The 24,155-nt window shown below is 60.0% G+C and carries 23 protein-coding genes; 13 read left to right on the top strand and 10 right to left on the bottom strand.

Annotation, left to right across the window (positions count from 1 at the left end; all coding sequences use genetic code 11):
• Positions 1-44 precede the first annotated feature (44 nt).
• The 4 genes from ACZ1HN_RS13955 to ACZ1HN_RS13940 all read left to right on the top strand — a co-directional run bounded on the left by ACZ1HN_RS13955 (position 45) and on the right by ACZ1HN_RS13940 (position 3,867).
• Positions 45-2,414, top strand: a complete 2,370-nt coding sequence (locus ACZ1HN_RS13955) for a DUF1989 domain-containing protein (RefSeq protein ID WP_472727932.1) — start codon at positions 45-47, stop codon at positions 2,412-2,414.
• Positions 2,411-2,788 (top strand): hypothetical protein, encoded by a 378-nt coding sequence (locus tag ACZ1HN_RS13950; RefSeq protein ID WP_472727931.1) that lies wholly within the window; start codon positions 2,411-2,413, stop codon positions 2,786-2,788. Before ACZ1HN_RS13955 ends, ACZ1HN_RS13950 begins: the two co-directional genes overlap by 4 nt.
• Positions 2,785-3,186: a hypothetical protein gene (locus tag ACZ1HN_RS13945; RefSeq protein ID WP_472727930.1), complete on the top strand. Its 402-nt coding sequence runs from the start codon at positions 2,785-2,787 to the stop codon at positions 3,184-3,186. The genes ACZ1HN_RS13950 and ACZ1HN_RS13945 overlap by 4 nt, the downstream gene beginning before the upstream one ends.
• Positions 3,187-3,249: 63 nt before the next feature.
• Entirely contained in the window at positions 3,250-3,867 is a 618-nt protein-coding gene (locus tag ACZ1HN_RS13940; protein ID WP_472727929.1) for a dimethylsulfonioproprionate lyase family protein, read from the top strand.
• Here ACZ1HN_RS13940 and ACZ1HN_RS13935 read toward each other — a convergent pair.
• A complete protein-coding gene (locus tag ACZ1HN_RS13935) occupies positions 3,864-5,198 on the bottom strand; it encodes an NAD(P)-binding domain-containing protein (RefSeq protein WP_472727928.1) in 1,335 nt (444 codons plus the stop codon). The two genes, ACZ1HN_RS13940 and ACZ1HN_RS13935, sit on opposite strands and share 4 nt — an antisense overlap.
• A gap of 160 nt (positions 5,199-5,358) precedes the next feature.
• Here ACZ1HN_RS13935 and ACZ1HN_RS13930 point away from each other — a divergent pair, with 160 nt between their 5' ends.
• Complete coding sequence (locus ACZ1HN_RS13930) at positions 5,359-5,751, top strand: hypothetical protein (RefSeq protein ID WP_299196358.1); 393 nt, start codon at positions 5,359-5,361, stop codon at positions 5,749-5,751.
• A 161-nt stretch (positions 5,752-5,912) separates the two neighbouring features.
• On the opposite strand, the gene glnT is transcribed toward ACZ1HN_RS13930, so the two are convergent.
• The 4 genes from glnT to ACZ1HN_RS13910 all read right to left on the bottom strand — a co-directional run bounded on the left by glnT (position 5,913) and on the right by ACZ1HN_RS13910 (position 10,280).
• Entirely contained in the window at positions 5,913-7,247 is a 1,335-nt protein-coding gene (glnT, locus tag ACZ1HN_RS13925; protein ID WP_299196356.1) for a type III glutamate--ammonia ligase, read from the bottom strand.
• A gap of 71 nt (positions 7,248-7,318) precedes the next feature.
• Entirely contained in the window at positions 7,319-8,662 is a 1,344-nt protein-coding gene (locus ACZ1HN_RS13920) for an FMN-binding glutamate synthase family protein (RefSeq protein ID WP_472727927.1), read from the bottom strand.
• A 10-nt stretch (positions 8,663-8,672) separates the two neighbouring features.
• Positions 8,673-9,350, bottom strand: a complete 678-nt coding sequence (locus ACZ1HN_RS13915) for a protein GlxC (protein ID WP_472727925.1) — start codon at positions 9,348-9,350, stop codon at positions 8,673-8,675.
• Positions 9,351-10,280, bottom strand: a complete 930-nt coding sequence (locus tag ACZ1HN_RS13910; RefSeq protein WP_472727924.1) for a class II glutamine amidotransferase — start codon at positions 10,278-10,280, stop codon at positions 9,351-9,353.
• A 202-nt stretch (positions 10,281-10,482) separates the two neighbouring features.
• Here ACZ1HN_RS13910 and ACZ1HN_RS13905 point away from each other — a divergent pair, with 202 nt between their 5' ends.
• The 6 genes from ACZ1HN_RS13905 to ACZ1HN_RS13880 all read left to right on the top strand — a co-directional run bounded on the left by ACZ1HN_RS13905 (position 10,483) and on the right by ACZ1HN_RS13880 (position 16,085).
• Positions 10,483-11,886: an ammonium transporter gene (locus ACZ1HN_RS13905; RefSeq protein ID WP_299605527.1), complete on the top strand. Its 1,404-nt coding sequence runs from the start codon at positions 10,483-10,485 to the stop codon at positions 11,884-11,886.
• A 21-nt stretch (positions 11,887-11,907) separates the two neighbouring features.
• Complete coding sequence (locus tag ACZ1HN_RS13900; protein ID WP_299702387.1) at positions 11,908-12,081, top strand: hypothetical protein; 174 nt, start codon at positions 11,908-11,910, stop codon at positions 12,079-12,081.
• Positions 12,082-12,237: 156 nt separating this feature from the next.
• Complete coding sequence (locus ACZ1HN_RS13895; RefSeq protein WP_472727923.1) at positions 12,238-13,389, top strand: aminomethyl transferase family protein; 1,152 nt, start codon at positions 12,238-12,240, stop codon at positions 13,387-13,389.
• A gap of 55 nt (positions 13,390-13,444) precedes the next feature.
• On the top strand, positions 13,445-14,041 hold the full coding sequence (dmmA, locus tag ACZ1HN_RS13890) for a dimethylamine monooxygenase subunit DmmA (RefSeq protein ID WP_472727922.1): 597 nt from the start codon (positions 13,445-13,447) through the stop codon (positions 14,039-14,041).
• The gene (locus ACZ1HN_RS13885) at positions 14,038-15,021 is read left to right on the top strand and encodes a PDR/VanB family oxidoreductase (protein ID WP_472727921.1); all 984 of its coding nucleotides are present in this window, start codon (positions 14,038-14,040) and stop codon (positions 15,019-15,021) included. Before dmmA ends, ACZ1HN_RS13885 begins: the two co-directional genes overlap by 4 nt.
• Complete coding sequence (locus ACZ1HN_RS13880) at positions 15,018-16,085, top strand: heme-dependent oxidative N-demethylase family protein (protein WP_299605538.1); 1,068 nt, start codon at positions 15,018-15,020, stop codon at positions 16,083-16,085. The genes ACZ1HN_RS13885 and ACZ1HN_RS13880 overlap by 4 nt, the downstream gene beginning before the upstream one ends.
• Positions 16,086-16,088: 3 nt before the next feature.
• Here the strand turns inward: ACZ1HN_RS13880 and ACZ1HN_RS13875 are convergent, their stop codons facing one another.
• A complete protein-coding gene (locus ACZ1HN_RS13875; RefSeq protein ID WP_299196333.1) occupies positions 16,089-16,718 on the bottom strand; it encodes a helix-turn-helix domain-containing protein in 630 nt (209 codons plus the stop codon).
• 144 nt (positions 16,719-16,862) lie between these two features.
• Between ACZ1HN_RS13875 and ACZ1HN_RS13870 the strand changes: the two genes are divergently transcribed.
• The gene (locus ACZ1HN_RS13870) at positions 16,863-17,843 is read left to right on the top strand and encodes a GlxA family transcriptional regulator (RefSeq protein ID WP_472727920.1); all 981 of its coding nucleotides are present in this window, start codon (positions 16,863-16,865) and stop codon (positions 17,841-17,843) included.
• On the opposite strand, the gene ACZ1HN_RS13865 is transcribed toward ACZ1HN_RS13870, so the two are convergent.
• From ACZ1HN_RS13865 to ACZ1HN_RS13850, 4 genes are read right to left on the bottom strand one after another with little or no spacing between them, the layout of a single operon-like run.
• Positions 17,840-18,406, bottom strand: a complete 567-nt coding sequence (locus ACZ1HN_RS13865) for a sarcosine oxidase subunit gamma (RefSeq protein ID WP_472727919.1) — start codon at positions 18,404-18,406, stop codon at positions 17,840-17,842. The two genes, ACZ1HN_RS13870 and ACZ1HN_RS13865, sit on opposite strands and share 4 nt — an antisense overlap.
• Positions 18,399-21,344, bottom strand: a complete 2,946-nt coding sequence (locus ACZ1HN_RS13860; RefSeq protein ID WP_472727918.1) for a sarcosine oxidase subunit alpha family protein — start codon at positions 21,342-21,344, stop codon at positions 18,399-18,401. Before ACZ1HN_RS13860 ends, ACZ1HN_RS13865 begins: the two co-directional genes overlap by 8 nt.
• Positions 21,341-21,613: a sarcosine oxidase subunit delta gene (locus tag ACZ1HN_RS13855; RefSeq protein ID WP_472727917.1), complete on the bottom strand. Its 273-nt coding sequence runs from the start codon at positions 21,611-21,613 to the stop codon at positions 21,341-21,343. Before ACZ1HN_RS13855 ends, ACZ1HN_RS13860 begins: the two co-directional genes overlap by 4 nt.
• 10 nt (positions 21,614-21,623) lie before the next feature.
• On the bottom strand, positions 21,624-22,874 hold the full coding sequence (locus tag ACZ1HN_RS13850; protein ID WP_472727916.1) for a sarcosine oxidase subunit beta family protein: 1,251 nt from the start codon (positions 22,872-22,874) through the stop codon (positions 21,624-21,626).
• Between the two features lie 284 nt (positions 22,875-23,158).
• Here ACZ1HN_RS13850 and ACZ1HN_RS13845 point away from each other — a divergent pair, with 284 nt between their 5' ends.
• Positions 23,159-24,100, top strand: a complete 942-nt coding sequence (locus ACZ1HN_RS13845; RefSeq protein WP_299774731.1) for an ABC transporter substrate-binding protein — start codon at positions 23,159-23,161, stop codon at positions 24,098-24,100.
• Positions 24,101-24,155: the final 55 nt, after the last annotated feature.

Below are 24,155 nucleotides of genomic sequence, written 5' to 3'. Positions count from 1 at the left end.
ATTTATTCCGCTAGTGCAAAAATCAGGCGGTATGGGAGGCCACGATGCTTGACGATCCTTATCCTAAGGTGAAGCCCGGTCCACCGCGTCCCAGCCGGATCATTCAGCCTGTCCAGTTCTCTCTCCCGCCCGGCACCGAACGCTACGTGGTGCAGGGTGGTGGGGCCGTCCTGATCCCAGTCGAAGCCGGCGATCAGGTAACAATCATCAATGACGAAGGTGGTCAGGTCTGCGAAGTGGTCTGCGCTGATGATCAAGGGCGTGTCGCCGACAGCCTGCTAGATCGCCCTGCGGACGCGCCTGCCAATGGTCTGCGGGCTTTGCTGACGGGCAGTGACCAATCCCTGCGCGGCTTGCGGATGGGCGTTGATGCGCGCCGCATCGACCTTGCCGCAGCGCGCGCAGTTCGGTTGTTTGACACAGGCACCCGCGCCAAGGCCGAAGAAGACATGCGCGTCACCCGCGACGGCACACTGATCATCGCGGCCCCTGGCAGTGCCATGGATCCCGAAGTACAGGATACCGTCACGCCCCTGACCGTGATGATCCGGCGCGCCACGATCAAAAGCCATGTGAAGTTCGAATTGCCCGATCCGCTGGCCGACCCTGTGGCCGACATCCGGGTGCACACCCAAACGGCCGAGGCGTTCTTTGTCAAAGCAGGCGACTACATCCAGATCATCGATGTGGATGGTCGCCAGTGCACCGACTTCGAATGTTTTTCGGCCCGCAAGCTCGACAAGGGGATCGAACACGCGCTCGACGTGACGACGACCCGCACGCTGATGGGCCACGCCTATCCCATGCCCGGCCTGCACGCGAAATACTACGATCAGGAGATGCTGCCGCTGGTCGAAGTGGTGCAAGACACATGCGGCCGCCACGATGCCTTCGCGCTGGCATGCTCGGCCAAGTACTATGACGACATCGGATACCCCGGTCACGTCAATTGCTCGGAAAACTTCAACACGGCCCTGTCCGCGTTCAACGTCACGGGCCGCCCCGGCTGGATGGCGATCAACTTCTTCTTCAACACATATCTCGACGAACACGGTGTCATGTACTCTGACGAGCCGTGGTCGCGCCCCGGCGACTATGTCCTGCTGCGCGCCCTCACAGATATCGTCTGCGTGTCCTCGGCCTGCCCCGATGACACCACCGCCGCCAACGGCTGGAACCCCACCGACATCCACGTGCGCACCTATAGCGGGCGCGAAACCTTCCAACGCAGCGTCGCCTATCGACCGACCCCCGATGCGGACCCTAAAATGACCAAACAAACCGGCTTTCACGATCAATTCGCCAAGCACACCCGCAACTTTGTCGAATACAACGGCTACTGGCTCGCCAACTGCTTTGCCGAAGCGGGCCCGATCGAGGAATATTGGGCCTGCCGCCAAAAGGCGGTGATCATGGACTTGTCGCCGCTGCGCAAGTTCGAGATCACGGGCCCCGATGCCGAAGCGCTTTGCCAATACGTCTTCACCCGCAACATGAAAACGCTGGCCGTCGGCGGCGTCGTCTACACTGCAATGTGCTACGAACACGGCGGCATGATCGACGACGGCACCGTGTTCCGGCTGGGCAAGGACAACTTCCGCTGGATCGGCGGCAATGACTACGGCGGCGAATGGCTGCGGGAACAGGCGGAGAAATTGGGCCTCAAGGTCCTCGTCCGCTCCTCCACCGATCAACTCCACAACGTTGCTGTCCAGGGCCCCGAAAGCCGCGATCTCTTGCGCAAGATCGTCTGGACCGCTCCCCACAACCCCGAGTTCGACCAACTCGGCTGGTTCCGCTTCACCCCCGCGCGCCTCAACAACGAATCCGGCACGCCTTTCGTCATTTCTCGCACCGGCTATACAGGCGAGCTGGGCTACGAAGTCATGTGCCACCCCAAGCACGCCTCCGAAATCTTCGATGCGATCTGGAACGCGGGCCAGGACCACGGCCTGCGCCCCATGGGGCTGGAAGCGCTCGACATGGTGCGGATTGAGGCGGGGCTAATATTTGCCGGATACGACTTTTCGGACCAGACCGACCCGTTCGAGGCCGGGATCGGTTTCACCGTCCCGCTCAAATCCAAACCCGATGACTTCATCGGGCGCGACGCCCTGATCCGGCGCAAGGAACATCCCAGCCGCAAGCTCGTCGGCCTCGACATCGACAGCAACGTGCAAGTGGATCACGGCGACTTCATCCACATCGGCCGTGCGCAAGTGGGCGAGGTCACATCGTCCATGCGCTCCCCGCTCCTCGACAAGAACATCGCACTCGCCCGCATCGACGTGGCCCACGCCGACATCGGCACCCAAGTCGAGGTCGGCAAACTCGACGGCCACCAAAAACGGCTGCCTGCGGCAGTCGTCCCCTTCGCTCATTACGACCCGAAAAAAGAGCGACCCCGCTCATGATCCGCCGCGTCTTCCTCATCGCGCTTCTCACCCTCGCGCTGCCCGCTCACGCACAGTCGGTGAAACTCAAGGCACACGAGATCGACGCGCTCCTGTCGGGCAACACCGCCATCGGCAAATGGGAGGGTACCCCCTACCGCCAGTATTTCGACCCCGACGGGACCACGATCTACGCCCAAGAAGGCGCCCGGTCAGCCCTTGGGCAATGGCGCATCGACGTTGAGAAAGACGAATACCAAAGCATCTGGCCCCGGGACGCCGACTGGGAAGGATGGTTCGTCATGGAGTGGGACGGCGCGTTCTATTGGGTCAGCAAGGCAACCCCACCCACCCCCTTCGAACTGGTCGAAGGCGAACGGCTGGTGGCCCCATGATCCGCGCCACTGGTCTTTTGTTGCTGTGCGCCAGCGCCACCCATGCGAACACGTATTGCGCGGATCTGACCGCACGCACAACCACCGAAATCGCGCTTCCCGATGGCACGCCGGGCACCTGCAGCACGTCACTGGATCTGTCCGGCGCGCAGGCAATCAACTGCCGCTGGCCCTTCGACTACCGCGCCGATGCCGCGACAGCGGCCTTTACCGCGCTACTGAGCGCAACCACGCAATGCGTGAACACCGATGGCGTCACTGATCAGGGCGTCAACCACCCCGACAGCTATGACCTGCGCATATTCCAAACAGAAGCGGCGCAGATCAGCGTGTCGATCAAGGACAAGGGCGCGCTCCAGCAGACCTACGTCTTTCTGCGCATCGCACCCAAGGATTGAACACGCGGCCTCAGGTCGTTTTTACGCAAGACGATCAAACGGATTGCGGAGCAGACTGACGGCATGGATGCGGAAAATGTCTTTGAACCATTGTTGCACACAACCCAAGCGGTGTGCCGTCAGCACCCGGACGTGCGCGCCTTTGTTCCGTTTCCGACAGACGTAACGCCGCAGCCGGTGACGCCCAAACCCTGCCCCTGCAGCGCCTACCTGGAACAAGAAAACGGCTGGGACCACGATCCGGCCTACGCGGAACTGTCCACCGCCATCATCCGCGCCGGACCACACGCGCATTGGCGCGAAACCTACAAGAACACCGGTATCGGCGATCATTTCATGGATCGGTTCGGATGCTACTGCATCATCGGACCTGAGGGTCCATTCACATCGCAAACCGCGCGCGTTTTCATGGTCTACATGCCCCCGCATCTTTACTACCCATGGCACCATCACCCGGCAGAAGAGCTTTACCTCGTCCTCTCCGGCGCGGCGATCTTCTGCAAGGCAGACGCGCCCGACACCACGCTGCGGGCCGGAGACGTCAGTTTTCACGAAAGCAACCAGTCGCACGCAATGGAAACGCGCGATGCCCCGGTTCTGTGTCTGGTGCTTTGGCGGAATGAGTTCGACACACCGCCGGTGTTAAGTGCGCAGGCCAAGACGACCCGCGCCAAGGCCTAGTTTTGCAAGTATACCTCTAGGCTGTCATCCAACGCATCCACCCACGGCGTGTGGTGGATGGGTGCCATCGACCCTGTCATCACCGACGCATAACAATTGTCACGGAAGGTCATGATGCCCTGCTTCTTATGACCCTTCCACGCCTTGAACGCCTGACACGCGCCTTCGACATCGAATGACGGATAATCCGTCTCGGCAATCAATTCCTTGATGTAGTCGCCCTGATACCAGATCGCGTCATAGTCATCTTCACCTGCATCCTCGCGCGCCACACGGTCGACCACATCAGCCTCCATCACAGCCTTTGACGGCATAGCGATCTTGCCCATGATCGCGTCGCGCACCCACCAGGCCTGCGCGTCGAACATGTTGAAGGTGAACCACTGGTCCTGCATGCCCAGATAAAACAGGGCCGAGTTATCCACCCATGCCACGCCTTTATACAGGTCTGCCGTTGCCAACCGGTTCGCCGTCTTCAGGCGCAACTCTTCTGCCATGAAGGGGAAATGGTGCTGGTATCCTGTGCACAAGATCACCGCGTCCACATCGCGGCTGGTGCCATCCTTGAAATGCGCCGTCTTGCCGCTCACATGTGTCAGCAACGGCACCTCGGCCCAGTTGTCGGGCCAATCATACCCCATGGCCGCTGTCCGGTGCGACACGGTGATCGACTTGGCCCCGTACTTCCAACACTGAGAGCCGATGTCTTCAGCCGAGTAGCTGGTGCCGACGATCAGAATATCCTGATCCTTGAACTCCAACGCATCGCGAAAATCATGGGCGTGCAGCACGCGGCCCTTGAAGCTCTCGAAGCCAGGAAACTCCGGCACATTTGGGGTCGAGAAGTGGCCCGACGCACAGATCACGTGATCGAACTCTTCTGTGTATTCCCGGTCATTGGGCAAGTCCTTGACCGTCACGCTGAATGAACCGTCTTCGAATTTGACCCGGCGCACTGCCGTCTCGAACCGGATCCAATCCCGCACGGCCGCCTTGTCCACACGGCCCTGAATGTAGTCGAACAGAACGGCGCGGGGCGGATACGATGCGATCTGCTTGCCAAAATGTTCTTCAAAGGAATAGTCCGCAAATTCGAGGCCTTCTTTGGGCCCATTGGACCACAGATAGCGGTACATCGACCCGTGCACCGGCTCGCCATATTGGTCCACGCCCGTACGCCACGTATAGTTCCACAATCCCCCCCAGTTGGACTGCTTTTCGAAGCAGACGATCTCGGGAATATCCTCGCCATTCTTCTTGGCCGATTGAAAGGCACGCAATTGTGCGAGGCCCGAAGGACCCGCCCCGATGATGGCGATACGTTTGGGCATTGAGCGACTCTCCTGACGATATTTGCGTTGGGTCAATTCGACCGTTATCGCCCCTGCAAGTCAACTATTTTGAACCACAGTAAAATCATACAGTGCGCCTTTTAGGTGTACATGAGTGTGTTTTGCGCTGATGATCCGAGCAAAAGGAACGGAACAAGATATGGCGAAACCACATTTCAGCTTCTGGATCATTGCGGGGTTGGGCCTCGCGTGGAACCTGATGGGCTGCCTGAACTTCGTCACCCAGATGAACCCCGACGCGGTCGCCCAGATGCCCGAGCTGTATCAGCTCATCATTGCCGCGCGTCCGCTTTGGGCCACGCTCGCCTTTGGCTTTGCCGTGTTTGGTGGGGCGCTTGGGTGCATCTTGCTGCTGTTGCGGCGCCGGATGGCCACCGTGGCCCTTGCGGTGTCGCTGCTGGCCATCGGACTGACAGTGGTCCAGACGATTGCAGTTGTCGGCATGGCCCCCAGCACGTTCCTTGCGCTGCTCGTTGGCGCAGCTCTGTTTTGGTACGCTACGATTGCGCAACGCAGCGGCTGGTTACGCTAGATTTCGCGACCGCTCGTCATCGGCGTCAGCTTGCCAGAAGTCTGGTAAATTTTTGGGAAACGGAGCGCGCGCAGAACCAACCATTTGATCCCGCGCGCAAATTCCAAACACGCTAAGATATCGTCGGCACAGCGAACAGCGTGTCCCCGCGGGGACAACCTTCAGATATCCAGTGTGTTGTCCTTCTCCCACTGCGAGAAATGCGCCGTAAAGTCATTCCATTCCTGCGTCTTCATCTTGATGTAAGAGGCCGAGAATTCCTCGCCCATCGCCGCCTTCAGCCCCTTGTCCTTGTCGTATTCACGCAGGGCATCCAGCATGTTCAGAGGCAGCTTTGGCGCGCCCCGCACCTTGTGGCCTTCGGCATACATGTCGATGTCGTGGCGCTTGCCCGGATCGGCTTGGGTGCGGATACCATCAAGACCAGCGGCAATGATAACCGCTTGCAAAAGATAGGGGTTCGTCGCCCCATCCGGCAGGCGAAGTTCGAACCGACCCGGACCCGGTACGCGCACCATGTGGGTGCGGTTGTTCCCTGTCCACGTCACCGTGTTCGGCGCCCATGTGGCGCCAGACATCGTGCGGGGCGCGTTGATGCGTTTGTAGCTGTTGACCGTCGGGTTGGTGATCGCCGCGAGGGCGCTTGCATGCTTCATGATCCCGCCCAGGAAATGACGGCCCTTTTCGGACAAGCCCAGCTCTGCCGTTTGGCTGCTGTCATTGGGCTCCATCGCGAACACATTGGTTTTCGCATCCGCCCCGGCCGCGTCCCAGACCGAGATGTGGGCGTGGCAACCATTGCCCGTCAGCCCCTCGACCGGCTTTGGCATGAAGGTCGCGCGGAAGCCGTGTTTTTCAGCCACGGATTTCGTCATGAACTTGAAGAAGGAATGCTTATCGGCGGTGCGCAGCGCGTCGTCGAACTCCCAGTTCATCTCGAACTGGCCATTCGCGTCTTCGTGGTCGTTCTGATACGGACCCCACCCCAGATCGAGCATGTAATCGCAGATCTCGCGCACCACATCATAGCGGCGCATGACCGCCTGCTGGTCGTAGCAAGGCTTGGCCGCCGTGTCGTATTCGTCGCTGATCTGGTTGCCGTCCGGTGTCATCAGGAAATACTCGGCCTCGATCCCGGTCTTGACGTGCAACCCTTCCTCAGCGGCCTCGTCAATCAGGCGGCGTAGCACGTTGCGGGGCGCTTGGGCGACGTCCTCGTCCTCCATCACGCAGTTGCCTGCGACCCAGGCCACTTCGGGTTTCCACGGCAGTTGGATGACCGAGGACGGGTCCGGCACGGCCAGCATGTCGGGATGCGCCGGCGTCATGTCGAGCCAGGTGGCGAAACCCGCAAAGCCTGCGCCGTCTTCCTGCATGTCGGCAATGGCTTGCGCCGGCACCAACTTGGCCCGTTGACCGCCGAAGAGGTCAGTAAAGGAAATCATGAAATACTTGACGCCATTCTCGGCGGCGAACTTGGCAAGATCAGTGGTCATCTATCTGTTCCTGTTGGTCTTTTTATGTGGTGAGGGCGCGTGCTGTGATGGCCGCGCCCTTCGTTGAGTGATTAGTAAGAGGTGCCGGGCTTGCCGGGGTACCAGTCGGTGCCCGCCAGTGGAATTTTCGCCATGGCCGCCGCTTCCAGCGTCACGGCGCAAAGATCCTCCGGCTCAAGATTGTGGAGATGGTTCTTGCCACAGGCGCGCGCGATGGTCTGCGCCTCAAGCGTCATGACCTTGAGGTAATTGTTGAGCCGCCGCCCGCCTTCGATGGGGTCAAAGCGTTTCATCAACTCAGGGTCCTGCGTGGTGATGCCTGCTGGGTCTTGCCCCTCGTGCCAGTCGTCATAGGCACCCGCGGTGGTGCCGAGCGCGTTGTACTCAGCCTCCCATTTGGGATCGTTGTCCCCCAGCGCGATCAGAGCGGCGGTGCCGATGGCGACCGCGTCTGCGCCAAGGGCCATGGCCTTGGCAACATCCGCACCCGTACGGATACCACCCGAGACGACAAGTTGCACTTCGCGGTGCATATCGAGATCTTGAAGCGCGCGCACGGCCTCGCGGATACAAGCCAGGATAGGCTGGCCCACATGTTCGATGAACACGTCCTGCGTCGCGGCCGTGCCGCCCTGCATCCCGTCCAGCACGACAACATCAGCGCCTGCTTTGACCGCCAAGGTAGTGTCGAAGTAGGGGCGTGCGCCGCCGACCTTGATATAGATCGGCTTTTCCCAGTTGGTGATCTCGCGCAGTTCGAGGATCTTGATTTCAAGGTCATCTGGCCCCGTCCAGTCCGGGTGACGACAGGCAGAGCGTTGGTCGATCCCTTTGGGCAGGTTGCGCATTTCAGCGACGCGGTCACTGATCTTCTGACCCAACAACATGCCGCCACCGCCGGGCTTGGCCCCCTGACCCACGACAATCTCAATCGCGTCGCAGCGGCGCAGATCGTCCGGGTTCATGCCATAGCGCGACGGCAGGTATTGATAGACGAGCTTGTTGGAATGGCCGCGTTCTTCCTCAGTCATACCACCGTCGCCGGTTGTCGTCGACGTCCCAGCCATCGTGGCGCCACGACCCAGTGCTTCTTTCGCACCGCCGGACAACGCGCCGAAGGACATGCCCGCAATCGTCACCGGGATGTCAAGTTGGATCGGGTTCTTGGCAAACCGTGTGCCGAGCGTGACGTTGGTGTCGCAGCGCTCGCGATAGCCTTCGAGCGGGTAGCGCGAAATAGACGCGCCCAGAAACAGCAGGTCATCGAAATGGGGCAACTTGCGTTTGGCCCCGCCGCCCCGAATGTCGTAGATACCGGTTGCTGCGGCCCGCCGAATTTCAGCGTTCACCGGGTTGGAGAAGGTGGTCGACTGGATCGGCATCGTGCGTGGTGCGCCCTTTTGGTCGTCTTTCATATTCCGGCCCTCAGTACGCGTTGTCGATGTTGAAGTTATACAGTTTGCGTGCCGATCCGTAGCGCTTGAATTCGGACGCCTTGGCGTCGCAGCCGCCACGTTCCAGCAACTCTTCGAGCAGTGCGATATGTTCGGGGCGCATCTCTTTCTCGATGCAGTCGGCACCAAGCGATTTCACCGAACCGCGCACAAATAGACGCGCCTCGTAAAGTGAATCGCCCAGTGCCTCGCCTGCATCCCCGCAGACCACCAGATTGCCCGATTGCGCCATGAAAGCGGACATGTGCCCGATATTGCCGTGCACGATGATGTCGATCCCCTTCATCGAAATACCACAGCGCGACGACGCGTTGCCCTTGATCACCAGCGTGCCGCCATGGCCCGTGGCGCCCGCATATTGCGGCGCGTCCCCTTCGACCACGACCATGCCGGACATCATGTTTTCAGCCGTACCGGGGCCGACAGAGCCGTGCACATGCACGGTGGCCTGCTTGTTCATGCCCGCGCAGTAGTAGCCTGTGGAACCTTTGATATTTACTTCAATCGGCGCATCGAGGCCCACGGCAATTGCATGGCTGCCCTTTGGGTTCACGATTTCCCAATGTGTCTGGTTGGTATTGTCCGCCTGCGCGTGCAGGGTAGAGTTGAGCGCACGAAGCCCCTGCGCTTCCAAGTCAAATGTTTGCATTTATGCCGCTTTCTCTTGCGCGGTTGGGGCCGCATTGTGCGACCAAAAATAGACGGTTGCGGGCTCCGGCTCCCACACTTTGGCGGTGTCGATACCCGGCAGGTTCACAAGTGCCCGGTATTCCGACCCAAAGGCCACGTATTGATCGGTTTCGGCCATGACCGCTGGTTTGCAGGCAATCGGGTCACGGACGACGCCGAACCCGTCTTTTGTCCCCACAACGAATGTGAAGAACCCGTCGAGATCATCAAGGCTTGAGGTCAGTGCTTCGCCCAGGGTCGAACCGGTCTGCATTTTCCACGTGAGGTAGGCCGCACCCACCTCGGTGTCGTTTTCGGTTTCGATATGCACGCCAAGACGGCGCAGCTTGCGACGCAGCGAGTTGTGGTTGGACAGCGATCCGTTGTGCACAAGGCACTGGTCGATGCCGGTGTTGAACGGGTGCGCGCCCATTGTCGTCACCGCCGACTCGGTCGCCATGCGCGTGTGCCCGATCCCGTGCGTTCCGGACATTTGCCGGATATCGAAGCGGTCTGCCACATCTTTGGGCAGTCCGACCTCCTTGTAGATTTCGAGGGTCGAGCCGTGGCTCATCACCCGCAGATTGGGCCGGACTTCAGTGAGAATTTCACGGGCCACGGCCACCTGATCAGCCTGCAATGAGAGGACTGCATGGGTGTCCTTGATGTCCATCGACACCTTGCCTTTGACCCGCTTGCGCAACTCATTATCGAGCTTGTCAAAGTCGACATCTGGTGTGTTCGATTGAACCGTCAGCTTTACGTTACCGGTTGTTTCATCACCATAAATTGCGATCCCGGCGCTGTCGGGACCGCGATCAGTCATGGTGATCAGCATGTCCGTCAGCATGTCGCCAAGTCTCGGTTCCAACGCGGCGTCTTTCAGAAAAAGTCCGACAATCCCGCACATGGCGAAGGCCCTCCCAAAAAGTGATCTGTCGTTCGACTCGAACGCTAGCATCGTTACATCACATGCTCAACCAATGGGAAACTATTTTTCACTGCAGTTAAAAAAGAGTCGCCAGACGAAACGTGTCGTGTTTCACTTTGGCCAGCGTCGCGCACTGCATACGACGGCGCACAAAGCCAACAGTCCAACACGGGGGTTCATCGTGGAAGAGCAAATCGCAGAATTGACGGCACAGATTGCCGCGCTGCAAAGCAAGGGTGGTGTGACCAACACCATGTTTGCCGAGACATTCTATTATCTGACCATCCCGCTGATGATCATCATTCATGCGGGGTTCCTTGCCTATGAAATGGGGGCGTCGCGCCTGAAGAACGTACTGAGTTCAGGGGTGAAGAACATCCTGGCCTTCGCGTTCATGATCCCGACTTTCTATTTCTTCGGTTGGTGGGTGTATTGGGGCTTCCCAACTGGGCTGCCCGGTGCGGCAGGCCCTGCAGGCATCTCGGGCGTCGAATACGCCAATGCAATTGCATGGGGTTGGGGCGAGAGCGCGCAGTACATGGGTCCGAACATCGCGGATCAGGCATCTGGCGTGTTCTTTGGCGCCTTTGCGCTGTTCGCCGCGACGACCGCGTCGATCATGTCGGGTGCTGTGATCGAGCGGATCCAGACCGTTGGGTTTGTTATCTTGGCTGTAGTTCTGGGCTCGTTTGCCTGGGTTGTCGCAGCCGCTTGGGGCTGGCACGCGGATGGCTGGCTGGTCACGCAGTGGGGCGTGCATGACTTTGGCGCGGCGGGCCTTGTGCACGCGGTGGCCGGGTTCTTTGCGCTTGGTGTGCTCATCAACCTCGGGCCGCGCATTGGCAAGTTCAATGCGGATGGCAGCGCCAATCACATCGCTGGGCACAACATGCCGCTGACGGTGACGGGTTTGATGCTGATCATCGTGGGCTTCTGGGGCTTCCTCATGGCCTGTGTGATCGTGCCCGGAGAGGCGTGGAGCTGGTTTGCGGACAAGCCATCCACCATCTACGGCACGCCCATCACGTTGTCGGCGCTGGCCTTCAACATCCTGATGGCGGTTGCGGGCGGTATCATAGGTGCATGGGTGCTGACGCGTGATCCGTTCTGGATGATGTCGGGTGCGCTTGCGGGCATCATTTCGACCGCGTCCGGTCTGGATATCTACTATCCTGCCCTGACCTTCATCGTCGCCTTCTCGGCCGGCGTGATCCTGAAGCCTTGCGCCACATGGCTTGAAAACCGCGGCATCGACGATGCGGTGGGTGCGGTCACCGTGCACGGGACCATCGGCCTTTATGGTGTGGTCCTGCTGGGCGTGTTCGCCTCTGGCTATCCGTCGCTGCAAGGCGCGGCAGGCGAAGTACCGACCATCAGCCTGATCGGTCAGATCGTCGGTGCGGTCGTGTTCTTCCTGCTGGGCTTTGTTCCGGGATATGCCGTGTCATATGTCTTGAAGATGTTGGGCATGCTGCGCATCCCTGAAGGCGCGGAAATCGCAGGTATGGACATGGTCAAGGTCCCGGCCGAGGGCTACCCCGAAGGCATCCCTGCACCTGGCGTCAACCTGGCGCCCGGCGAATAATCGAACAGAAAGGACGAAATCATGGGTTTTCCATATGACGAAGCAAGCTGGTCGGTGGTCGACGGGGCCATGTTCATGGGTTGGGGTTCAGGCATGCCTGGGCTCTATACCCTGATCGCAGCAGGGATCTGCGTCGCAGTGTTGTTGTTCGGGCAAAAGACCGAAAGCGCCAAGACCAAGCAATTCGAGAAGTAAGCACGCCAGACGTGCGCAAGGGGCGGCCAGCGGTCGCCCCTTATCTATTCAGCATTTGCCCAGCAGGAAAAAAAGTTGCATCGCATTCTTGCTTTTCAAAATAGGCTGAGGCTCAATACGTCACAACAAGACTCATAACGAACAGGGAAAAACACCATGGCCATTCTATGGAGAACATCCGCCCTTGCGGGACGCCACGCCGAGATCGGCGGCGAACTAGAAGACTGGAATGGTATGGGAACGGCGTGGTTCTACGACAACACGCCTGAGCGCGCCAAAGCCGATTACGAGGCGATCCGCACCAAGGCTGGCCTGATGGACGTGTCGGGCCTGAAGAAGGTGCATGTGGTGGGCGAGGACGCGGCATATGTCATCGACCGGGTCACGACCCGTAATGTCGAAAAGATCGCGCCGGGTCGGGCCGTTTACGCCTGCATGCTGGATGATCGCGGGCTGTTCGTGGATGACTGCGTGATCTACCATATCGCCGTCAACTCGTGGCTTGTTGTGCATGGCACAGGTATTGGAATGGAGCAGTTGACGACCGTCGCTGCCGCCAAGAACTGTTCCGTGATCATGGATGATGACCTACACGACATGTCGTTGCAGGGTCCGAAGGCGGTCGACATTCTGACCAAGGACATTCCCGGCATCCGCGATCTGGCCTATTTCGGGATCATGCAGACCCGCCTCTATGGCCGCGACGTGATGATCTCGCGCACCGGCTATACTGGCGAGCGCGGCTATGAAATCTTCTGTCGCGCCAAGGATGCGGTGCATATCTGGGACAACGTGCTGGAAGCGGGTGGCGACGACGTGCGCCCGACGCAATTCTCGACCCTCGATATGCTACGGATTGAGTCGTATCTGCTGTTCTATCCCGGCGACAATTCCGAGACCTTCCCATTTGCAGACGGCACACCTGCAGGCGACAGCCTATGGGAACTGGGACTGGATTTCACAGTCTCCCCCGGCAAGGAAGGGTTCATCGGGTCCGAGAACCACTATGCCATGAAGGGCAAGGAGCGGTTCAAGATTTATGGCGTGCAGCTGGAAGGCGACGCGATGGACCAGATGGAGATGTTTGCGCGGGTCCATCACGACGGCAAGGATGTGGGCGTGATCACCTATGGACTGTCATCCGAGTTGAACGGCTATTCGGTTGCGATCGCGCGACTTGATCCGTCCGTAGCTGTGTCCGGCACCAAGTTGACCGTGGTCCAGCCGGACGGAACGGAACTGGCCGCGACGGCGGAGGAAATGCCGTTCTATGACAAGGACAAGTCGATCCGCACCGCCAAGGGCTGATTTTCAAAGGGCGCGAGGAAAGCCCCCGCGCCCTTTTCATGTGACGAGGACAGGTATGTCGAAATTCGAATTTCCCCCGTCGATCAAAAGCAGGCCGGTCTATGGCACGCTTAAGGCGCGACCAGGCAAAGGGCATCTGATGATTGCGGACGCCGAAGGGGCCGAGGCGATCCTTGGCATCGCAACACCCGATCTGATGGCCAAGACCCACATTATCTATATCCCGCGCGGTGCCGGATTTACCGACCAGTTGCGCGCACTGAACCCCGCGCAGTTTTATGAGGGGCCCACCTATGCCGCGTCGGTGCAGCGCATCCGCCGTGTCTTGCAGGACGCGCATATGGGGTTGCAGGTCTACCTGACCGGCACCGAAGGGTTGATGGGCCAGGCCCAGAACGAGGCGATGCAGGCGGGTATCCCGCACACCGCCATTCAGACCGAACATCGCGGGTCCGTCGCCCGTCGGATGCAGTGCGTGCACTGCAAAGGCATCACCGAAGATGTGGAAACCGACCCGTTTCAATGCAGCCATTGCGGGCTGAACCTGTTTGTCCGTGACCACTATTCCCGTCGGTTGGCCGCCTATCAGGGTGTGTGCATCGACGCCGAGGACCCGGGCAATGTGCCCGCGCCGAAGGGGATCTACGAATGAGTGCCGCCCCGCAGAAAGCCAAGCCCGGCGCCGAAAAGATCGACGTTGTCGTATCGGCCGTGGTGCCGCTGAACGATCTGGTGACCCGGTTTGAATTCCAGCGCCGCGATGGCGCGCAGTTTCCACCCTTTTCCGGTGGCGCGCATACGGTTGTGACAATGCAGGACGGGGATCGCACCCGCCTGAACCCCTATTCGCTGATGTCGGACCCGGCGGACCTGAGCACCTATGCCATTTCAGTACGCCGCGATGACGAGGGACGCGGCGGGTCGCTGTTCATGCATCGCAGCGTGTCCGTCGGCGACGAGATGACGATCACCTATCCGGTGAACCTGTTCTCGCTCGATCTGCGCGCGCGCAAGCATGTGTTTTTTGCCGGAGGCATCGGGATCACCCCGTTCATGTCGATGATTGCACAGTTGGAGCGCATGGGCGACGCGTGGGAGCTGCATTACGCCTGCCGGACGGAAGCGTTGGGCGCTTATGTGGATCAGCTGACCTACAAGCATCCCAACAAGGTGCATGTGTATTACGACGATCAAAGCCAATCGATTGATCTGGAACATCTACTGGACGGGCAATCGCTGGGCACGCACGCTTATGTCTGCGGTCCGAAGGGCATGATCGATTGGGTGCACGCGACGGCGTCCGCCGCCGGTTGGCCGGATGTCCATGTGCATTCCGAAGAGTTTCTGGCACCCGCACCCGGCGTGCCCTTTGAGGTGCGCCTGTGTAAGTCCGACAAGACCATCACTGTGGGCGAACACGAAAGCCTGCTGGAAGCCATCGAACGCGCCGGGGTCGAAGCCCCGTTCCTGTGCCGCGGCGGGTCGTGCGGGCAATGCGAGACGGATGTGGCGCGCGCGGATGGCGAGTTTGTGCACCGCGATCACTGGCTGGACGACGATCAACATGCCAGCGGGGGCAAGATCATGCCCTGCGTCAGCCGCTTTATCGGGACATTGGAGCTTGAACGATGACCATTCAATTCAACGACGAAACGTTCCGCGACGACTATTCGTTCCACAACTCGGACTGGGCGATCAAGCGGTTCCCGTTTCCGTTCCACGAAGACAGCTACATGTATGCCGTCAATATGGAGCAGCACCGGGGCGGGCCCGAGGGGTCCGTTTATGAAAAGCGGTTTGATGTGGACGAGCATTACGTGGCCGAGATGCGCGACCGGGCGATGGTGCTGGCGGACGATCCGCTGCGCTGCCAGTCGCTACCACACATGACGCTTGCGGGGTGGGACCTGCTGGAACTGATCATGGTGTCGAAGTCCGAGGATTACCCGGATCTGTTCGAACTGCATCGTGACGGCGACACGTGGCGGTGGGTCAACAAGCCGATGGGCATTGATGACACGTTCACTTTCCTCGATGACACCACCCTGCCCTATGGGCCCATGGAGTACATCACCCGCCAGACCCAAGGCGACTTCTGCGTTCTGGATCAACGGGATAACAACCTGTGGATGGACGCAGGCATGGTCACGACGCAGGCGGACTGGAGCCTGGATTTCGACATCGGTATGAACTTCTTCGAATGGCACGCACCGGTGCCGCTGGCGCATGAAAAGGGCATCTTTGTCCGGGCCCTGAAATTCCTGCTGAACATCCAGCAAGGCGCGCCCGCCCGTCGGTTGAACTGGACGATGACGGTCAATCCGCTGCTCGATACCAGCCCCGAAAACTATCACAAATGGGGCATCCAGAAGACCACGCTGACGCCTGAAAACATCGGCGCAAAACAGCATTTGCGGGTCGAATTGCAGACGTTCTTCCGCCTGCCGCGCTCAAACGCGCTGGTGTTCCCGATCCGATGCTACCTGTGCAGCTTCCAGGACCTGATGACGATGCCGAAATGGGGCCGCCGCCTGCACCGCGTGGTGCGCGACCTGCCCGTTGAATTGGCGACTTACAAGGGGTTCATCGACAACCGGCCGATGATGCTGGACTACCTGTCACAGTTCGATGATGGCTTGCCCACCTCACCAGGTGTCTGGCCGGATTTCGAGACGGAGCCGCCGCTGGCAAAATAGTCCTCAGGCGTTTTGCGGATAGCTGATGACCGACAAGTACCGGGCGGGCAATGTGACCAGCTTTTCCGGTCCGTGCGGTGCGTCGGCGTCAAAGAACAATGTGTCACCCGGCTTGAGCGGATAGACCTCGTCACCGTGGCGATAATCCACTTCGCCTTCAAGCATATAGATCGTTTCGATCCCACCGTGCTGGAAGGTCGGGAACACATCCGATTCAGCCGTCAGTGTGATCAGATAGGGTTCAACGATGACGCCAGAGGCATTTGAGCCGATATGGCCGAGCAAGTTGTACTGATGGTTCGCGCGCGTGCCTTCGCGGTCGATGGACACCCCTTCGCCCGACTTCGTATGGACCGCTTGTCGGCTTTCCTCGAACCGGCGGAAAAAGCTGGTCAGCGGCACCGACAGCGCGTTGGCCAAAAGTTGCAGCGTCGTAAGAGACGGAGAGGTATTGCCATTCTCAATCTTCGACAGCATCCCGATCGACAGACCGGTGATCTGTGCCAGTTCGGCCACGGTAATTTCCTGCTGACGTCGAAACGCCCGGACTTCGCGCCCGATGGCAACCTCCAGCACTTTTTCGCGTTCGCCGTCGCGTGTGCTGTGTGGGTCTTGAGTAAGCTTGCTGACCATTTCCGCGTCATTTTTCTCTATGTTCACGCCGTCCGCTTTCTAGGCAGCCCAGTGCCACTAAACAATTCCATTTTGCGCCTATAGTTGAGTATCATAAGCCGATTTTTTCCCGAGAGAACACAAAAGTTGAATGACAGTGAAATAATGCAGATCGGTTTTCTGATCTTTCCGGGTTTTCCGATGGCATGTCTGACATCCATCATCGAGCCTCTGCGCGCTGCGAACGAGATTGTGGGCGCCGCTGTTTTTGACTGGCATGTCATTTCCGAAACCGGGGCGCCAACCACATCCAGCGCGCGCGTCGTCTTTGAGCCGGAGGCAAAGCTGGCCGATGTATCGGATTTAGACATCCTGTTTGTTCTGGGCGCGCCGAACAGCATTTTTGAGGCGCCGAAATCGGGCAATGCGACGTTGCGCAGGTTGGATCGGCATGGCGTGGTTTTAGGAGCGATCAGCGGCGGCGTGTTCCCGTTGGTCCGCGCGGGCGTCATGACCGGTTATCGGTGTTCGGTCCATTGGTGCTATGAGGCGGCGTTTCGCAGCGCGTTTCCCGACATCGAGATGACGGATGATGTCATCAGCATGAATGGACGCCGGTACACGGTGTCGGGTGCGGCATCTGCCTTTGATCTGGCTTTGCGGTTGATCGAGGATCGGTTGGGGGCAGACGTCGCGTATGAGGTGGCCTGCTGGTTTCAGCACGCCACCATGCGGGGCGAAGGGGTGCAGCAACGCATTCCGATGCGCTCAAGCGCGGCGCCTGATTTGCCAAACCTTGTCGCAGACGCGGTCGCGTTGTTTGCCGAACATATCGAGCATCCGATTTCTGTCGCTGAGGTCGCGCGGGCCGTGGATGTGACCCCGCGCCAGGTGGAACGCGCTTTCAAACGGGCGACGGGGCAGAGCCCGACGCATTATTATCGTGGCATGCGGATGAAGGCCGCGCGTCAGCTTGTGCTGTATTCCAAACAGAATATGCAAAGCATCGCGCAGGCTGTTGGCTACACCTCTGCCACGCCGCTGATAGCCCACTACCGCGTTGCGTTTGGTGTCAGTCCGCAAGAGGATCGCAAGCAGATCAACTCGTTCCGTGTGCAGGGCAATGTGCCGCTGCCACCGGCCTAAAGTGCAGCGACCATTGCCGTTGTGATCGCGCGATGCAACGACCCGGCAGAGGCGCGAGGGCCGATGATGCGGACCGATTGGCGCGCGTCGGTACGGATCACAAAACAGCCCAAATGGTGGATACCAGTGCGCGTGGCGTGGCCAGTGTCAAAGCCGGTCAGGTCAATGTTGCACATGAGTTCAAGCACAGCATTGACGCGCGGACCCGTCAGGTCAAAGCAGGTCCATGCGTCTGTCTGTTCGGTGACGGATGCCGTGTCAGAAAAATGGGATTTGACCTGGGCTGCGATGTCTTCATGCGTGTCGAAGTCGGCGCTGAGCATCCACTGATCCGGCCCCGCCCATAGAGCCACATAGTCCCTGCCAATGGCTGCGCGACCGGGTTCCGGCACCGTAGCACCCAACAGGCTCTTGAGTTTTTTTGCACACGCGCTTTCCTGTCCGAACCGCGCGGCGACAGAGGCAAGCGCGACGTTTGGGACTTCGGTGAGGGTCACGTCGCCGACAGTGTCCACGCGTGGCGTCGTGCCGCCGAGTGCGGTGATTGGGGTCAGATCATGCACGAACGCGTTCTCCTTCCGGGTCGACAAAATGGGCGGAGACCACTTCGACCTCGACAGTTAGATCTGTCACGGGCGAGACGAGGCGCACTGTTTCGCCGGTGCGGTTACCGCCATCCTTGAGAAAGCCCAGGCCGATCATGCAACCTAGCGTTGGCGAGAATGCCGCAGAGGTCACATAGCCCTGGTCATGGGCCGCATCGACGGGTCCTGTTGCGTTCATCAAGTGGCCGCCCGCTGTCACCTTGTCGTCGGCTTTGACCGGACGCAGACCGACCTGCATCAATGCGTTGGCTTCGTTCAGACCGGGCCGTTCCGACAGTTTCGACCCAATGCTGTCCTTGGCCTTGGACACCAGGCGGCCCATGCCGAGGTTCAGCGCAGTGGTTGTGCCGTTAAGCTCATTGCCCGCCGCGTGCCCCTTTTCGATGCGCATGACCCCCAGCGCTTCGGTGCCGTAAGGCGTGACGTCGAACTCCTCGCCCTCGGCCATCAGTTTGCGCATGAGCGCATCGCCGTAGCGGGCTGGGACTGCGATCTCAAAAGCCAGTTCGCCTGAGAACGAAATCCGGAAAAGCCGAGCCCGCAGGCCGCCGCAGACTGTGATGTTGCCACAGGCCATGAAAGGGAATCCTTCGTTAGAAATGTCGTGGTCTGGGTCCACGATCCGTTGCAGCAGGCGGCGCGAATTGGGGCCTGCGACCGCGTATTGCGCCCACGCCTCGGTGGTTGAGATCAGTTGCACGTCCGCATCAGGCATCAGGCATTGGCGCACGAATTCCATATGTTGATACACCTTGGCCGCGTTGGCGGTCGTGGTCGTGACCACGAATTGATCCTCGGCCAGCCGCGCCGCCGTGCCGTCGTCCATGGCGATACCGTCCTCGCGCAACATGAGGCCGTAGCGTGTTTTGCCCACCGCCAGTTTGGCAAAGCCGTTGCAATAGACCTTATTCAGGAAGGTGGCGGCGTCGGTGCCCTGCACATCAATCTTGCCCAACGTGGTGCAGTCGCACACCCCGACCGAGGCGCGAGTGGCCGTGACCTCGCGGTCCACCGATTGCCGCCAGTGCGTCTCGCCCGGCCGCGGGAACCACTGCGCGCGCAGCCAGTTGCCGACCTCGACAAAGACCGCCCCGCGTTCCTCGGCCCAGTAATGCGAAGGCGTCAGACGGGTCGGGTGAAACTCCTTGCCGCGCATCCGGCCCGCCAGCGTGCCGATAGCTGTGGGTGTATAGGGTGGGCGGAAGATCGTTGTGCCAACCTCGGGGATGGCCTTGCCGGCCAGCTCGGCCATGATGGCGAGCCCGCCCATGTTGGACGTCTTGCCCTGATCGGTGGCCATGCCCAGCGTTGTGTAGCGCTTGAGGTGCTCGACCGAACGGAAGCCCTCCTGGTGGCTCAGCTTGACGTCCTTGACGGTCACGTCGTTCTGCTGGTCCAGCCATGCGCGAGAGCAGCCTTCGACATACCAGAACGGGGTCTGGATGACGGGGCTATCTTCGGCGTCCGGCACAGCGGGGGCGCGGCCCTTGAGGCCAACCGCTTTGCGGGCGGCGTCCGCCCCGGATTTCAGAGCGCCGTGTGTTGAAAAGATGCCCTGCGCGGCCCCTGCAACCACCATGCCGGGCGGCAATGTGCCGCCGGGAACGAAAGCGGCAAGGTCGTCGTCCCAAGTGGGGCGTCCACGTTGGTGGCAGGTCAGGTGCACGTTGGGGTTCCAGCCGCCGGACACGCCCAAGGCGCCGCATTCGATTGTACGGGTGCTGCCGTCGGCGCACGCGACCTCGACAAAGGTGAGGCCCAGACGACCCATGGTGTCGGTCACATGCGCCCCTTGCATCACTTCATAATCCAGGGCGCGCGGCGCGTCGGGGCGGGTATCGATCACACCCGCAATCTTGACGCCCTTGGCGTGCAGGTCTTGCGCGGTGCGGTGCCCATCATCGTTGTTCGTGAAAATAGCGACACGCTGGGCCGGAGTCGCTGCCCAGCGGTTGGCATAGGCACGCAGGGATGCGGCCAGCATGATACCCGGGCGGTCGTTGTTGTCAAAGGCGATGGGCCGTTCCGTTGCCCCGGCACAGAGTATGGTTTGCTTGGCATAGATGCGCCAGAGGATCTGGCGGGGTTTGCCCTTAGGTGCTGTGGCAAGGTGGTCGCTGATCCGCTCAACCGCGCCGTAGATACCGTGATCGAATGCGCCGATCACCGTGGTGCGTGCCATCAAACGGACATTGGGAAGAGATGCCAACTCAGCGACTGTTTGCGCTGCCCAATCGGCGCCTGCCATGTCCGAGATGGCGAGCGTCTCGGCATTCAGACGGCCTCCCATACGAAAATCCTCATCCGCAAGGATCACATGCGCGCCCGTGCGCCCCGCGGTCAGGGCCGCGTTCAGCCCGGCGGGGCCCGCGCCGATGATCAGCAGATCGCAGTGACGAAAGCTTTTGTCATATTCATCGGGGTCCGCCTGCATCGACAATGACCCCAAACCTGCTGCCTTGCGGATGATCGGCTCGTACAGCTTTTCCCAAAACGCGGCGGGCCACATGAAGGTCTTGTAGTAAAAGCCTGCTGTCAGGAAGTTCGAGAACCGGTCGTTGATCGCCATGGCGTCGAAGGCAAGGCTGGGCCAGCGGTTCTGAGATTTGGCCGACAGCCCATCGAACAGTTCTGCCGTGGTGGCGCGGGTGTTGGGTTCCTGCCGTGCGCCACTGCGCAATTCCACAATCGCGTTGGGTTCTTCCGACCCGGCGGTCAGGGGGCCGCGCGGGCGGTGGTATTTGAAGGACCGTCCCATGAGGCGGACGTTGTTTGCCAACAGCGCCGAGGCGAGCGTGTCGCCGGGATGGCCGGAGTAGCTTTTGCCGTCGAAGGTGAAGCTGAGCGTCGTGTCGCGGTCCAACTGCCCACCGGCGAGCCTGTTTTTCTGGGTCATGCCTGTGCCCCCGTCTTGCGGGCCAACTCAACCGACGAAATCTCGTGCGTGGTGGTGTCGCGCGTGACGATCAGGATCGACCGGTCGCCGCCTTCGTGAAACCACAACTCGCGGTGCACGCCGGCCGGGTTGTCGCGGAGGTACGCATAGTCGTGCCAATCTTCGGCGTTGCCCGTCTCGGGATCGGGGCGGTTCATCAGTTCCGCCGCGCCGAGATAGACAAATTCGGCGCTGTCACGCGGGCCGAGAAGGGGGTGGTTGATGATCATGTGCGGCCCCTCAGTGCAGGTTGGGCTGATTGCCCATCCCTTTTTCATCAATCATGTGACCGGTGCGGAACCGATCGAAGCGATATGCGGTGGCTGTCTCGTGGGGCTCGTCTCGCGCCAGCAGATGCGCAAAGGCATAGCCGGAAGCAGGTGTCGCTTTGAACCCGCCGTAACACCAGCCGCCGTTGAAATAGAGCCCGTCGATGTGGGTTCGGTCGATGATGGGCGAGCCGTCCATGCTCATGTCCATGATACCGCCCCACATCCTCAAGAGGCGCGCACGCCCGATCATCGGCATTATGGCCATGCCGCCTTCGCACACGTCCTCGACCACAGGCAGATTGCCGCGTTGGGCGTAGGAGTTGTAGCCATCAATATCGCCGCCAAAGACCAGCCCGCCCTTGTCAGATTGGGAGACATAGAAGTGACCCGCGCCGAAGGTGATCACGCCAGGCAGAACAGGTTTCAGCCCTTCGGAGACAAAGGCTTGCAGCACGTGGGATTCAATTGGCAACCGCATGCCCGCCTTGGCCATCAACCGGCTTGAGTTGCCCGCGACGGCACAGCCGACCCGGCCCGCACCGATGAATCCCTTGGACGTCTCGACACCCAAGCATTTGCCATTTTCGATGCGGAAACCCGTGACCTCACAATTCTGGATGATGTCTACACCGCGGCTGTCAGCGGCACGGGCATAGCCCCAAGCGACCGCATCATGGCGTACGGTGCCACCACGCCTTTGCGCCAAACCACCCTTGATCGGGAAACGGGCGTCGTCGAAGTTAAGGAACGGATATTCCTTCTTGATCTGGTCGAGGTCGAGGTATTCGGCGTCCGCCCCGTTCAGGATCATGGCGTTGCCGCGCCGGATGAACGCATCGCGCTGCGCGTCCGAGTGGATCAGGTTCATGATGCCGCGCTGCGATACCATGGCGTTATAGTTCAGATCCTGCTCCAGCCCCTCCCACAATTTGAGGGAAAACTCGTAGAACGGTTCATTTCCGTCGAGCAGGTAGTTCGAGCGGATAATGGTGGTGTTGCGGCCGACATTGCCGCCGCCAATCCAGCCCTTTTCGATCACGGCGACACGCTGCTGACCGTAGACCGATGCAAGGTAGTGGGCTGTGGCCAGCCCATGGCCGCCGCCGCCGATGATGACGATGTCGTAGTGAGCCTGCGGCTCGGGGTCACGCCATGCCGGTTTCCAGCCTTTGTGGCCGGTCAGCGCCTCTTTTATCACCTTGAACCCAGAATAACGCATGGAATCGGACCCCCTGCCCTACTCCTACGTCAGTTTTCGAGGAAAAATGAGTTTGAGATGCGACATGCAACATCTGAAATCGGACATTCTGCACAGATTTACCGCCTTTACGCACATCACAAAATCATCTCAACAAGAAAAAAACTTGCTTGATAGGAAAATAATGCAAGAGTGTTGGCACCAAGAAATGGCGCATGTCCGGATTCGAATTCGGACCCTGCACAATGAAGCCATTCGTGATGATCAAGCCGCGACACAGCGGTACACCACTAGGGAGACTATCAATGAACAAGTTTACAACTGCTTTAACGGCGGGCGTTCTGGCGTTTGCGCCAATGGCGCTTCTGGCCGAAGACAGCAGCGATCCGATCGTGATCCCCATCCACAACTGGTCATCACAGATCGTGATGAGCCACGTGGTCGGCCAGATCTTTGAGTCGATGGGCAATAACGTCGAATTTGTCACCACTGACAGCCAGGCCGTGTATGAATCGGTCCGCTTGGGCGATGTGACGCTGGAGCTGGAAGTTTGGGAAGGTGCATTTGGCGCGTCTTTCCGTGCGGCTTTGGAAAAGGGCGGTCTGCATGACGCCGGAGATCACGATGCTGTCACGCGCGAAGACTGGTGGTATCCGATGTGGACCAAGGATGCCTGCCCGGGCCTGCCAAGCTGGGAAGCGCTGAACGACTGCGCGGCACTGTTTGCAACGGCCGAGACTGGCGACAAGGGCCGGTATCTGGATGGGCCGGTTGACTGGCTCAAGCACGGGCAGGAACGCGTTGAAGCGCTTGGCATGGACTTTGTCGTTGTGAACGCAGGCTCCGCTGCCGCCCTCTGGGCCGAGATCGGCGCCGCTGAAGCGGACAAGCGCCCCGTCGTGGTGTTCAACTGGACGCCCAACTTTGCCGAAGCCGTCTGGCCCGGTGAGTTTGTCGAGTTCCCCACATGGGTCGATGGCTGCGACAAGGACCCCGCCGTGGGACCGAACAAGGACGCACTTTATGATTGCGGAAACCCTGCTGACGGTTACCTGAAAAAGGCCGCGTGGGATGGCATGAAAGACAAGTGGCCAGGTGCCTATGACGTGCTGACCAAGATCTCTTTCACCAACCCGCAGATCGCTGAAATGGCGCGTCTCGTAGACGTTGAAGAGATGGAGCCGGAAGAGGCAGCCGCCGAATGGCTGGAAGCCAACCCAGACGTCTGGCAGGGCTGGGCCTCGTAAGGTCGTCAGACTTTGTTGAGACCTTGCGCCCGTCCGGGGTTAAACTCCGGGCGGG

The sequence above is a fragment of the Tateyamaria sp. GN1-10 genome (assembly GCF_055693845.1).
The sequence above is the reverse complement of the archived record's forward strand: the minus strand, read 5'-3'. Positions and strand labels throughout refer to the sequence as shown.

Bases quoted from the DNA above. Each gene is read 5' to 3' on its own strand.
- ACZ1HN_RS13955 (WP_472727932.1), top strand. From the start codon at position 45: ATGCTTGACGATCCTTATCCTAAGGTGAAGCCCGGTCCACCGCGTCCC.
- ACZ1HN_RS13950 (WP_472727931.1), top strand. From the start codon at position 2,411: ATGATCCGCCGCGTCTTCCTCATCGCGCTTCTCACCCTCGCGCTGCCC.
- ACZ1HN_RS13945 (WP_472727930.1), top strand. From the start codon at position 2,785: ATGATCCGCGCCACTGGTCTTTTGTTGCTGTGCGCCAGCGCCACCCAT.
- ACZ1HN_RS13940 (WP_472727929.1), top strand. From the start codon at position 3,250: ATGGATGCGGAAAATGTCTTTGAACCATTGTTGCACACAACCCAAGCG.
- ACZ1HN_RS13935 (WP_472727928.1), bottom strand. From the start codon at position 5,198: ATGCCCAAACGTATCGCCATCATCGGGGCGGGTCCTTCGGGCCTCGCA.
- ACZ1HN_RS13930 (WP_299196358.1), top strand. From the start codon at position 5,359: ATGGCGAAACCACATTTCAGCTTCTGGATCATTGCGGGGTTGGGCCTC.
- glnT (WP_299196356.1), bottom strand. From the start codon at position 7,247: ATGACCACTGATCTTGCCAAGTTCGCCGCCGAGAATGGCGTCAAGTAT.
- ACZ1HN_RS13920 (WP_472727927.1), bottom strand. From the start codon at position 8,662: ATGAAAGACGACCAAAAGGGCGCACCACGCACGATGCCGATCCAGTCG.
- ACZ1HN_RS13915 (WP_472727925.1), bottom strand. From the start codon at position 9,350: ATGCAAACATTTGACTTGGAAGCGCAGGGGCTTCGTGCGCTCAACTCT.
- ACZ1HN_RS13910 (WP_472727924.1), bottom strand. From the start codon at position 10,280: ATGTGCGGGATTGTCGGACTTTTTCTGAAAGACGCCGCGTTGGAACCG.
- ACZ1HN_RS13900 (WP_299702387.1), top strand. From the start codon at position 11,908: ATGGGTTTTCCATATGACGAAGCAAGCTGGTCGGTGGTCGACGGGGCC.
- ACZ1HN_RS13895 (WP_472727923.1), top strand. From the start codon at position 12,238: ATGGCCATTCTATGGAGAACATCCGCCCTTGCGGGACGCCACGCCGAG.
- dmmA (WP_472727922.1), top strand. From the start codon at position 13,445: ATGTCGAAATTCGAATTTCCCCCGTCGATCAAAAGCAGGCCGGTCTAT.
- ACZ1HN_RS13885 (WP_472727921.1), top strand. From the start codon at position 14,038: ATGAGTGCCGCCCCGCAGAAAGCCAAGCCCGGCGCCGAAAAGATCGAC.
- ACZ1HN_RS13880 (WP_299605538.1), top strand. From the start codon at position 15,018: ATGACCATTCAATTCAACGACGAAACGTTCCGCGACGACTATTCGTTC.
- ACZ1HN_RS13875 (WP_299196333.1), bottom strand. From the start codon at position 16,718: ATGGTCAGCAAGCTTACTCAAGACCCACACAGCACACGCGACGGCGAA.
- ACZ1HN_RS13870 (WP_472727920.1), top strand. From the start codon at position 16,863: ATGCAGATCGGTTTTCTGATCTTTCCGGGTTTTCCGATGGCATGTCTG.
- ACZ1HN_RS13860 (WP_472727918.1), bottom strand. From the start codon at position 21,344: ATGACCCAGAAAAACAGGCTCGCCGGTGGGCAGTTGGACCGCGACACG.
- ACZ1HN_RS13855 (WP_472727917.1), bottom strand. From the start codon at position 21,613: ATGATCATCAACCACCCCCTTCTCGGCCCGCGTGACAGCGCCGAATTT.
- ACZ1HN_RS13850 (WP_472727916.1), bottom strand. From the start codon at position 22,874: ATGCGTTATTCTGGGTTCAAGGTGATAAAAGAGGCGCTGACCGGCCAC.
- ACZ1HN_RS13845 (WP_299774731.1), top strand. From the start codon at position 23,159: ATGAACAAGTTTACAACTGCTTTAACGGCGGGCGTTCTGGCGTTTGCG.